At 33.3% G+C, this 12,757-nt stretch carries 7 protein-coding genes; 3 read left to right on the top strand and 4 right to left on the bottom strand.

Annotated elements, in window-relative coordinates; genetic code table 11:
- Positions 1–5 precede the first annotated feature (5 nt).
- The 3 genes from Q4Q39_RS14580 (at position 6) to Q4Q39_RS14570 (ending at position 4,541) form a co-directional block, all read left to right on the top strand.
- Complete coding sequence (locus tag Q4Q39_RS14580) at positions 6–1,817, top strand: cytochrome-c peroxidase (RefSeq protein WP_303283284.1); 1,812 nt, start codon at positions 6–8, stop codon at positions 1,815–1,817.
- Positions 1,818–1,996: 179 nt separating this feature from the next.
- Complete coding sequence (locus tag Q4Q39_RS14575) at positions 1,997–3,286, top strand: carboxypeptidase-like regulatory domain-containing protein (protein WP_303283283.1); 1,290 nt, start codon at positions 1,997–1,999, stop codon at positions 3,284–3,286.
- A 136-nt stretch (positions 3,287–3,422) separates the two neighbouring features.
- On the top strand, positions 3,423–4,541 hold the full coding sequence (locus Q4Q39_RS14570) for a hypothetical protein (protein WP_303283282.1): 1,119 nt from the start codon (positions 3,423–3,425) through the stop codon (positions 4,539–4,541).
- Positions 4,542–5,125: 584 nt separating this feature from the next.
- Here the strand turns inward: Q4Q39_RS14570 and Q4Q39_RS14565 are convergent.
- The 4 genes from Q4Q39_RS14565 to ychF all read right to left on the bottom strand — a co-directional run bounded on the left by Q4Q39_RS14565 (position 5,126) and on the right by ychF (position 12,512).
- The gene (locus Q4Q39_RS14565; RefSeq protein ID WP_303283281.1) at positions 5,126–7,777 is read right to left on the bottom strand and encodes a DNA gyrase/topoisomerase IV subunit A; all 2,652 of its coding nucleotides are present in this window, start codon (positions 7,775–7,777) and stop codon (positions 5,126–5,128) included.
- A gap of 65 nt (positions 7,778–7,842) precedes the next feature.
- Positions 7,843–9,702, bottom strand: a complete 1,860-nt coding sequence (locus Q4Q39_RS14560) for a DNA topoisomerase IV subunit B (RefSeq protein ID WP_303283280.1) — start codon at positions 9,700–9,702, stop codon at positions 7,843–7,845.
- Positions 9,703–9,813: 111 nt separating this feature from the next.
- The gene (locus Q4Q39_RS14555; RefSeq protein ID WP_303283279.1) at positions 9,814–10,722 is read right to left on the bottom strand and encodes a DMT family transporter; all 909 of its coding nucleotides are present in this window, start codon (positions 10,720–10,722) and stop codon (positions 9,814–9,816) included.
- Positions 10,723–11,417: 695 nt separating this feature from the next.
- Positions 11,418–12,512, bottom strand: coding sequence for a redox-regulated ATPase YchF (ychF, locus tag Q4Q39_RS14550; protein WP_303283278.1), 1,095 nt, complete (start codon positions 12,510–12,512; stop codon positions 11,418–11,420).
- Positions 12,513–12,757: the final 245 nt, after the last annotated feature.

Raw genomic sequence — 12,757 nt, 5'->3', positions numbered from 1 at the left:
ACTTTATGAATAACATTTTATTTAAGATAAAAGCTAAGGCATATACTTCTGGTATATGTCTTTTGCTTTTAACTACGGTTGCTTGTAAAAAAGAAGTTACAGACATTAAATCTATAACTTTAAGTGAGCAAATTAAAAATCTATATCTCACAGAGTTAAGTCACTGCATTAATGCGCTTGATACTTTAGCATTACTAAGAAACACAGACGACAACATTAAGCTTTATAAAGAGGCTAGATTACATTTTAAATCTATGGAGCCTATTTTATCATTTGTAGATCAGAACAACTATAAATCCTTAAATGCACCAAATATTCTGCAAATTCATGAGGAAGATCCAACAGATATAAAAATTAGAAACCCATTTGGATTTCAGGTTATTGAAGAACTAATTCATGAACCTGTAATAGATACTTTAAAAATAAAAGAAATCATTTCTATTACTAACAGCCGATTAAAATTAATAAAGAAGAATGCTTATATTGATTTTAAAGACCACCACATTATTTGGTTATTACGAAATGAAATCGTGCGTATAGCCACTACAGGTATAACAGGGTATGATTCTCCAGTATTAAGTCAATCGCTATTAGAAAGTCAACATGCCTATAACACCTTAGAAAATATTGTTAAACTAACTGAAACCAAGTTCCAATCTAAAGTATTATACCAAGACATTTTAAACTCAATTTTAAAAGCAAAACAAGCTTTATATTATGATTTTGATAGTTTTGACAGGTATGCTTTTATCAAAGAACATACACATTCACAGTTAAAACTTTTAGTTAGTATGCAAGAGGATTGGAAAGTTGTATTTCCTTTTCGATTAGCCTTATCAAATAATGTAACGTCTCTTTTTACTACCGAGACTTTAAATATGGATTATTTCTCCGATTATAAAAGTGACACAACGAACCTATCTAAAAAAATAACTTTAGGCAAAAAATTATTCAACGATAAAAGCCTTTCTAAAAACTCCGATATGGCTTGTGCAACTTGCCATATAAAAGCAAAGGCATTTACCGATGGTAGAAAGACTTTTGATGCCAGACAAACAAGAAACTCTCCAACTTTAACGTATGCAGCATATCAACAGTCTTATTTTCATGATGCTCGTACAGGAAGTCTAGAAGGTCAAATAGTAGGTGTTGTTAATAATCATAATGAATTTAATATGACTATGGACTCTATTATTGTTAGAGTAAGAAATAAACCTAAGTATAAATTTTTACTAGATTCATTATACAACAATAACAGAGACGATTTTAATATTAGACACGCTATTGCATCTTATGTAAGAACTTTAAATACCTTTAATTCTAAATTTGATAGAAATATTAATAACTTAGAAAGTACACTAACTGTTAATGAAATAAAAGGTTTTAATTTATTTACAGGAAAAGCACAATGCGCAACGTGTCATTTTGCGCCAATTTTTAATGGCACCATTCCTCCTGAATATAAAGAAACGGAAATGGAATTAATTGGTGTCCCTCAAAAAAATGATACCATTAATGCTACAATCAGTAAAGATTTAGGTAGATACCATACTTACAAAACACCAGAAAGAAAACATTTCTTTAAAACACCTACCATAAGAAATATTGAAAAAACAGAACCTTATATGCATAATGGTGTTTATAACACATTAGAAGAAATCGTCGATTTTTATAATAGAGGTGGCGGCGCAGGCATAGGAGTCCATGCAGAATTACAAACGTTACCAACAGGTCCTTTAAACTTAACGAAAGATGAGCAGCAAGCGTTGATTGATTTTATGAAAACATTAACCGATAATTCACCTGAAATAAATTAAATATTTTTGGTGTTATGGGTTCAAGTATTTTTTAAACAAATTTGAGTATATCAAGTAAGAAAATCATTAAGTAATTTAAGATATTACCGATAAAATGTATATTTAGAATGTTAAAAAACTACTAATTAACCTAAATCTACATTTTTTTTTGTATATTTTATTTTAAATCTAACATAATTATGAAAAGAGCTATCCCCCTAACAATAAAAGCTTTAACTGTTCTTTTTATCTTTTGCTTTTCTACTACAAATGCTCAAGACAAGCAATTCGCAAAGGAGATTAAAGGAGAAGTTATTGATCAAAAAACTAAAGATGTTTTGGTTTTTTCAGACATAATCATTGCTAATTCTAATATTAGTACTGTGACTAATACAGATGGTGAATTCCTTTTAAAAGTACCTCAAGACTTTCTAGATGGTACCTTAGTTGTTTCTCATTTGGGCTATGAGAAAAAAGAATTTAAAATTTCGACTTTAGATAATAAATTAGAAATAGCATTAACCCCAGCTCTTACTGAGTTAACAGCTGTTGAAATTGACACATATAAAGATGCTGAATCACTTTTAAAAGCTGCTCTCAAAAATAAAAGTTTGCTATACAACAATAGCAATACGTTAATGACAGCTTTTTATAGAGAAACGATAAAGAAGAGAAAAAGAAATGCGTCACTCTCTGAAGCTGTTGTACAAATACATAAACGTCCATACGACAGCCATAAAAGAGATGCTATTGAGCTTATAAAATCAAGAAAGAAAACAGATTATACAAGGCTCGACACCTTAGCCGTAAAATTACAAGGAGGGCCTTTTAGTAATTTGTATACTGATATTATAAAATATCCAGAGTATATTTTTACAAATGAAAATATCCCACTTTATGATTTTAGCTTTGATTCATCTACTCGAATAAACGAAAATTTAGTTTACGTTATTAATTTCAAACAAAAGCCAACGGTTACAGCTCCTTTATTCTATGGCAAGCTTTATATTGAGGCCAAAACATTAGCACTTACAAATGCTGTTTATAGCTTAAATGTTGAAAATAGAAAATTAACCAGTGAAATGTATGTACGCAAAAAACCTGGAGCTGCTGTTGTTTACCCAACTCAAGCAACCTATAGAGTTAATTACAGAACTAACAACGGTAAATGGCATTATGCCTATAGCAATATCTCACTAACGTTTAAAGTTAATTGGAAAAGAAAATTATTTAACAATGTTTACACGCTAAATAGTGAAATGGCCATTACAGACTGGAGAATTAAGGATGCTGTTATAGAAAAGCCAAGAAATAAAATGATGCGTCCAACAACTATTTTAGCCGATGCAACCTCTGGTTTTTCTGATCCTAAATTCTGGGGACTATATAATATTATAGAACCTGAAAAATCAATAGAGTCCGCAATAAAGAAAATACAAAAGCAATTAAAAAAAGCTAAAGCAAACCGAGCTAAAGCTAAAAAAGCATAATTCATTCCTGCAAAGGCAGGAATCTTTTTAATTGAAACAAGTAAGTTACTAAAATAGATTCCTGCCTTTTTATGTGTAGAAATGGCATCTAAAGACACCTTTACTAACGTATATATGTTTTTAATATATATAGCAGATGAAACACTTAACCTACCTAATCATCAAGAGTATATTTATTATAACTCTTGTTTTCACTTTCACCAATTGTTCTAAGGAGAATAATGATTCTTCAAACGCTATCCACAATCCTCTTGAAAACCCAGAAAACGGTCCTGCAGCTGGGAACCCTGATGGCAATTCATCAATTCCTGTAGAAGCTGGTTTAGAAGATGTTTCTAATCCCGACGTTGTTGTTGGTGATGGCACCCCAGAAAGTTGTACTTGCGAAGCGGTTGTAAATGCAGTGGCTCAAGGAGGCAAAATCATTTTTGATTGTGGACCAAACCCACACACGATTGTTATGGATAAACCAGCTAAGGTATTCAACAATGCCAATCCTGATGTTGTTATTGATGGAGGTGGATTAATTACTTTAAGCGGCAATGGAAATACTCGTATTTTATATATGAATACTTGTGACTCGGAGCAAGTATGGACAACAGATCATTGCCAAAATCAAGATCACCCAAGACTTACCATACAGAACATAACCTTTGCAGACGGGAATTCTACATCTGAAACCGAATATACTGGCGGTGGTGCTATATGGGTTCGTGGCGGACGATTTAAAGTAGTAAATTCACGTTTTTTTAATAATGTATGTGCAAGTGAAGGACCAGATGTTGGTGGCGGTGCTATTCGGGTTTTTAGTCAATACAATGATCAACCTGTATATATTGTAAATACTACTTTTGGTGGTGCAGATGGCTATGGAAATGTGGGATCCAATGGTGGAGGCATAAGTAGTATTGGTGTGTCTTGGACAGTTATAAACAGCCTTTTTTCTCATAATAAAGCTATTGGTAATGGTGGAAATCCTGCTGAATCCGGAACCCCAGGAGGTGGTAGCGGTGGCGCTATTTACAATGATGGAAATACCATGACTTTAAGAGTATTTGGTACACGAATTGAAGAAAACGAAGTCAACTCTTTTGGCTCCTCTATTTTCTTTGTCAGCAATGATCATTCTGGAAATATCATTATAGACAATTCAGTAATACAAAATAACATTGGAGGGTCTTGGTATCCTGCTTTCCCAAGTATTTCTATGCATGCTGATACGCCTATTGCGGTAACGAATTCTACTATAGAATAGTATGTTTAGAACTTAGAACAAAAGTAAATACCCTCCATTAAAAGTGGTGGCTTTGGTCAATCCCTAAAAGACCTGTCAGATTTTGAAAACCCGACAGGTCTTTCTTTTAAATTCCTTTAATGTTTTTAAAGCAACGAAAATTACAATTATATCACAAAACCCATAATCAAAACAAAATTATAAAAACGACAAAACCAATGGAACGGAAGTTTTCTTAATTTTCAATTGCTGAAAATTCTCCAGCCAGATGGGCAGGTAAGCAAAGTCATTGAGAAAAACATATTATCTCGATGACTCTATAAGCCTAATTTCTCATTCTGGGTCATTTCGAACTTAGTGAGAAATCGCATAAAGCACGCCAATAATTCGCACCAAAAAGTGTGATGTGATGTCTCCTAACGTCGACATGACTTAATACAATTTATTCAGAAAAACATAACATGCGAGCGGAGTTGATTTCCTTTTCGTCTTATTAATAGTAGTTTATATATGCAATGTTATGCAGGTCAAATCAACATTTCGTCTAGTATAACAATGAGATCCTTCGCTTTGCTCTGGATGATAACAAACTAATGACCAAATAGTTAAAACAACGTTTTTTGTCCTTCATCATCAGAATCATTACCCTTAGATAATTTTATATCTGTATCACTTTCAGAACTTTCTGCTGTAATTTCCGTTTCTCCAATAACCTCCAAGTCGTCCGCATGAACTTCTTCCGGAGCCTCATATGGCAATGGGTCTAATAAATTAACTTGATTTACTTTATCTTTTGTTAACTGATTTCCTAAAGCGCTAATACCTTTAATTGAAATAAACTCTTCTAGATTTACTTCTAAGTTATCCTTTCTGTCTTTTCCACGCTCTTTAGCAAATACAATTTCTGCTATAGGTTTCCAATCTGTAGATACAATTTCTAATTGCGAATTAGGATGCTCTGAAATAAATGATTCCTCACGTCCCTCATTTTCAATTAGAAAACGTTTTACATAATAGATTTCTTTTTCCCCATTAAAATAAATTGCAGATATAGGTTTTTTAGGAATCCATTTTTCCATAACAATCATATTATCATCAAAATGCATCGTAACTTCTGGTGTCACCGTTTTAACTATTCCAGATTGATTGATAATAAGTAATTTATCCTCACCTCTAAACTCCCCTATTAGCTCGCCTCTGCCATCAACATTTAAACGTCGTACTGTGTCATCGAACCATATTTTACGTGGCTTTAATGTAGAAACGCCTTTTTCTTTTAATTCAATACGTTTAATAGAATATTTAGTAACAACATTACCTTTGGAAACTCTACCTTTTATAAGTATATCGGCAAAGTCTATATCCCATTTTAATTTCTTAATGCTACCTGCTTGTCTTAACAATATGGTAATAACCTCAGCCTCTCCATTTGGATTTGCTGAAAAGTAAAGGACTGTAGAGCCTTTATTTGCATTGGTTAAATCATAATCCTTATCTCTTGTTACACCAGTAACAGCAAACCTTTTAATGTATGACGGCCCGTTTTTACCATCACGATAAATCATATTATAAATAGTACGTTTGTCCTTCTTTTTAAAGACGGCAACATGTATAATATCTTTACCAATAAAGGTTTTTGTTCCAACCTTGGTAATCATCATTTTACCCTCTTTGGTAAATACTATAATATCATCTATATCACTACAATCACCCACATATTCATCACGTCTAAGTGAAGTCCCTATAAAACCTTCTGCTCTATTTACATAAAGTTTTGTGTTTCTTATAACGACTTTAGTAGCATCTACATCATCAAAAGCACGAATCTCTGTTTTACGCTCTCTACCTTCTCCATACTCTTTCTTAAGCCTTGTAAAATATGCAATAGAGTAATCAATAAGATGTTCTAAATGATGTTTTACTTCAGCAATTTGATCCTCTAAAGCATCAATTTTTTGTTGTGCTTTATCAATATCAAATTTTGAGATACGTTTAATTCGAATCTCTGTTAATCTGGCAATATCTTCTTCTGTAACAGCACGCTTTAAATGTTTTATATGCGGTTGTAACCCCTTATCTATAGCACTTATAACACCTTCCCAAGTTTCTTCTTCTTCAATATCACGATAAATTCTATTTTCAATAAAAATACGTTCTAAACTTGCAAAATGCCATTGTTCTTCAAACTCTCCTAATTTAATTTCAAGCTCACTTTTAAGAAGCTGAACGGTATTGTCTGTTGAGCGACGTAGCATTTCAGAAACACCAATAAATAAAGGTTTATTGTCTTCAATAACACAGCCTAATGGCGAAATAGACGATTCACAACTAGTAAACGCATAGAGTGCATCAATCGTTTTATCTGGTGATAATCCCGAAGGCAAATGCACTAAGATTTCAACTTCCGCCGCTGTATTATCTTCTATTTTTTTAACTCTTATCTTCCCTTTATCATTCGCTTTTAAAATAGAATCTATAAGTGATGATGTGGTTGTTCCATATGGAATTTCTGAGATAACCAGCGTATTTTTATCTAGCTGTGAAATTTTTGCTCGTACTCTAGCCTTACCCCCTCGTAATCCATCATTGTAATTAGAAAAATCTGCAATTCCTGCTGTTGGAAAATCGGGTAATATGGTAAATCGTTTCCCTTGTAAATGCTTTATAGAGGCATCAATAAGTTCAATAAAGTTATGTGGTAATATTTTTGTTGACAATCCTACCGCAATACCTTCACCGCCTTGTGCCAATAGTAAAGGAAACATAACTGGTAAGTTAACTGGCTCTTTACGCCTACCATCATAACTAGCTTGCCATTCGGTTATTTTAGGATTAAATACAACATCTAGTCCGAATTTAGAAATACGGGCTTCAATATAACGTGATGCAGCAGCACGGTCTCCTGTTAAAATATTCCCCCAGTTTCCTTGTGTATCTATTAATAAATCTTTTTGACCAATTTGCACCATAGCGTCTGCAATACTCGCATCTCCATGCGGATGGTATTGCATCGTGTGACCAACAATGTTAGCTACTTTGTTGTAACGTCCATCGTCTAAATCTTTCATAGAATGCATGATACGACGTTGTACTGGTTTAAAACCATCTTCTATAGCTGGTACAGCGCGTTCTAAAATAACATAAGATGCATAATCTAGGAACCAATCTTTATACATACCCGTAATTCGGGTGATGGTTTCTTGAGGCTCTTCTTTTTCGTTAATTAAATCGTCGTTAGGGTCTTCGTCTTCGGTCATGCTTTATATTGGTTCTTAGTAGGAGAAATTCACATATTATTAAATAAATACGAGTTTATTCATAGTTATTTTGTTTCTTCAATTAAATCCAACTCAACTTTTAGATTATCAATAATAAATTCTTGCCGTGTTGGGGTGTTCTTACCCATATAGAAAGACAACAATTCTTCAACAGACATATTTTCGTCTAACATGATGGGATCTAATCGAATATCATCACCAATAAAATGTTTAAATTCATCTGGTGAAATTTCACCTAATCCCTTAAATCGGGTTATTTCTGGTTTTGGTTTTAATTTTTCAATAGCATTTATACGTTCTTCTTCTGAATAACAATAAATGGTTTCTTTTTTATTTCTCACACGAAATAAAGGAGTTTGTAATATATACAAATGTCCTTCTTTGATTACTTCGGGAAAGAATTGAAGAAAAAATGTGATTAACAGTAACCGTATATGCATCCCATCGACATCGGCATCAGTAGCAATAACGACATTATTATAACGAAGATCTTCTAAGGATTCTTCTATATTTAAAGCAGCTTGTAGCAGATTAAATTCCTCATTTTCATAAACAATTTTCTTGCTTAATCCATAACAGTTTAAGGGTTTTCCCTTTAAACTAAAAACGGCTTGGGTATTAACATCACGAGATTTTGTAATACTTCCGGATGCTGAATCTCCCTCTGTAATAAAAAGGGTGGTTTCTAAATTACGTGCATTTTTAGCATCTCCAAAGTGAACTCTACAATCCCTTAATTTTTTATTATGAAGACTTGCTTTTTTAGCACGATCTTTTGCTAGTTTTCGGATACCAGAAAGCTCCTTACGTTCTCTTTCTGCTTGTAATATTTTACGTTGAATGGCTTCTGCCGTATCTTGATTTTTATGTAAAAAATTATCTAGTTTCGTTTTTACAAAATCATTTATATACGTTCTGACCGTAGGTAAATCACCTCCCATATCTGTAGAACCTAATTTTGTTTTAGTCTGACTTTCAAAAACAGGCTCCATAACTTTAATAGCTATGGCACTTACTACTGATTTTCTAACATCGGAGGCATCATAATTTTTACCATAAAATTCACGTATGGTTTTTACCAATGCTTCCCTAAATGCTGTTAAGTGTGTTCCTCCTTGTGTGGTATTCTGTCCGTTTACAAATGAATGGTATTCTTCACTATACTGTGTTTTACTATGCGTTAACGCTATTTCAATATCATCTCCTCGTAAGTGAATAATAGGATATGCTCTATCTGAGTCGTTAATATTTTCGCTTAACAAATCTTTTAATCCGTTTTCGCTATAATATTTTTCGCCATTAAAAACGATGGTCAATCCTGGGTTTAGGTAGACATAGTTTTTAAGCATCTTAACAATGTACTCATTTCTATACTTATAGTTTTTGAAAATGAGATCATCCGGAATAAAGGACACTTTGGTTCCTTTTCTTCGCGTCGTTGTATCTAATAACTCTTTATTAGTCAGATTTCCTTTTTCAAATTCTGCCGAGGCTGACTTATTATCACGTGTAGATTCTACTCTAAAAAATGATGATAATGCATTTACTGCTTTAGTACCAACCCCATTTAATCCTACAGATTTTTTGAAAGCTTTAGAATCATACTTACCACCTGTATTCATTTTAGAAACCACATCAACAACTTTCCCTAAAGGAATCCCACGTCCATAATCACGAACCGTAACTTTTGTCCCTTGAATAGATATTTCAATGGTTTTTCCAGCACCCATGACATACTCATCAATAGAGTTATCCAAAACCTCTTTTAGCAAGATATAAATACCATCGTCTGGAGACGACCCATCTCCAAGTTTACCAATATACATCCCAGGACGCATACGGATATGTTCTTTCCAGTCGAGTGAACGTATATTATCTTCGGTATAATTGGATTGTTCGGCCATAGAACTGCGCTAAATTTAATGATAGAATGCTAATATAAGACAACGGTGTAAAAAATAAAACCTCCGTCACACAAAGTAATTAACAATATAAAACTGTTTTTGTTGAGAACCTTATTCTTTAATTTTTGGTTTCTTTAAAGACACTAACAAAATACCTATTATAACGGTCAGAGCCCCAAAAAGTTGCAATAACGTTAGGACTTCATTTAAGAAAATTGAAGCCAAAACAATGGTAGAAATTGGTCCAATACCAGCTACAATTGCAAAGTTCGATGAACTGATTATTTTAATAGAAGCTGATACTAAAAATGACGGAATCACGGTCGCAAAAATGGCAATTAAAAACCCCAGAAAATAAACTTCCCATGAAAAACTAAACAGGTCTACTTGGCTTACAATGCTATAATGAATAAATACACAAGCACATGAAACGATCATGGCATATGCAGTAAACTTAACAACACCAAATTTAGGAATTAGCCAGCCACTCCCTACTAAATACCACGCATAGGTTATGGCACTAAGTAAAATAAAAAAACCGCCTATATAGGTGTCATTTCCAGAAATGGCAACCTCGTCCCAAAACGCTATAACAATGCCTAAATAGGTTAAGGCTATAGCACCTGCTTGAATTTTGGTGATTGGTTGCTTTAAAATGAATCTGTTCAAAAGAAGTACGATGGTAGGATACAAAAACAAAATGATACGTTCTAAACTTGCTTTTATATAGGTAAGGCCTACAAAATCAAAATAACTGGCTAAATAATACCCAACAAACCCAAAAAAGACCACCCAGACATAATCCTTATTCTTTATTACAACCTCTTTTTTCTGATTTCGGTATAAGAAGGCGATAATGATGTAAAAAGGAAAGGAAAACAGCATTCTAAGTAGCAAAAGGCTAATCGTATCTACGTTGTATTGATACGCTAGTTTGACCATAACTGCTTTCGAGGAAAATAATACAATACCCAGAATTCCTAAAAAAACACCATAAACAAAATTTCTTGTTGTTTGCATGGAACGAAGGTAGTCGCCTGCTTTTTAGTATTTATTTTAGATACTGAAAAATTACGATGTTCAGAAGTGATATTAAGAGTTCAGTAAACAGTTGCAGTATTCAGTAAGCAGTGTTCGGTAAGCAGTAAGGCTATTTTCTTTGCGTCTTAGTGCCTTTGCGAGTAAAGGATATATATTAATATAAAGTTAGTAACGTTCACTGTATTCAGGAAACAGCCACACACGGTATTTAACAATAAGTAAATAATGATTATTACTAGTTAGCAGTCATAGTTGACAGTCTCAGTGTTCAGTTAGCAGTAAGCCGTATCTTCTTTGTGTCTTTGCGCCTTTGCGAGAAAAAGGATGATCATTAATATAAAATTAGTAGTGTTCAATGTTCAGTTGGCAGTCTCAATGTTCAGTAAACAGCAATCCGTATCTTCTTTGTGTCTTTGCGCCTTTGCGAGAAAAAGGATGATCATTAATATAAAGTTAGTAGTGTTCAATGTTCAGTTGGCAGTCTCAGTGTTCAGTAAACAGTTGCAGTATTCGGTAAACAGCAATCCACATTTCCTTTGCGCCTTTGCGGGAAAAAGATATACACACTATTCAAAAAACAGCAACAATCCTTAGCTACATAAAATATTTAACAACAAGTAAATAATAGTTATAACTATAAGTATATAGTCTATACCCTCTAAACCAAACAAACCCTAAACATTAAACAAGAAATGCATCACATCGCCATCTTTAACAATATAATTTTTACCTTCCACACGCATTTTTCCAGCTTCCTTTACTTTGGCCTCACTTCCAAAAGACACATAATCATCATAACCAATAACTTCGGCACGAATAAAGCCTTTTTCAAAATCGGTATGTATAACACCCGCAGCTTGTGGTGCACTGGCTCCAATATCTATAGTCCAAGCACGTACTTCTTTTACTCCAGCTGTAAAGTAAGTTTGTTGATTTAGCAACTTGTATGCAGAACGAATTAATTTAGCCGATCCAGGCTCTTCTAATCCTATATCTTGTAAAAACATTTGACGCTCTTCATAATCATCCAACTCATTAATATCGGCTTCTGTTCCTACAGCTAAAACTAATACCTCAGCTTTTTCATCCTTTACGGCTTCTCTTACCTTTTCAACATAGGCATTACCAGAAACTGCAGCTCCTTCGTCTACATTACAAACATACATCACAGGTTTATCTGTAATGAATTGAGATGGTACTACAAAATCAGCATAATCATCTTCACTAAATTCTAAAGCACGAACAGATGTCCCAGCCTCTAAACCTGCCTTTATAGTTAATAATACAGCCTCTTCTTTTTGAGCCTCTTTATTTCCTGTTTTAGCAGCACGCTTTACTTTATCAAGCTTTTTATCGGCAGTCTCTAAATCTTTAAGTTGTAGTTCCATATCGATAGTTTCTTTATCTCTTATGGGATCTACATGACCATCAACATGTACAATATTATCATTATCAAAACAGCGTAATACATGTAGAATAGCATCTGTTTCTCTAATATTTGCTAAGAACTGATTTCCTAAACCTTCTCCCTTACTAGCTCCTTTTACCAATCCGGCAATATCTACAATCTCAACAGTTGCTGGTTGCACACGTTCAGGGACTACCAACGCTTCCAATTTTTCTAATCTTGGATCTGGTACATTAACCACACCAATGTTAGGTTCTATGGTACAAAAAGGAAAGTTTGCACTTTGCGCTTTAGCATTCGATAAACAATTAAATAACGTTGACTTTCCTACGTTTGGCAATCCTACAATTCCTGCTTTCATTGAAAATTTATTTTTCTTTCCCGCAAAGACGGGAATCTATTTTTTGCGAGTGCAAAGATATATTATAATTAACAGTATTTTATAAAAATTATAACTATATCTGTCTATCGGCAAATTTCAAACCTGTGTAAACTTAGTGATTCATATTCTTGCTTCACTTAATACCTTTATAGATTCTTATAAAATTTGCGTAGTTCTTGTCTTTTTATAGAAATGTTCTATTTGTTAAATATATAATAACCTAA

Origin of the sequence: Flavivirga amylovorans (assembly GCF_030540875.1) — a bacterium.
Classification (GTDB): Bacteria; Bacteroidota; Bacteroidia; order Flavobacteriales; family Flavobacteriaceae; genus Flavivirga; species Flavivirga amylovorans.
This window is presented reverse-complemented; position numbering and strand designations above follow the sequence as displayed.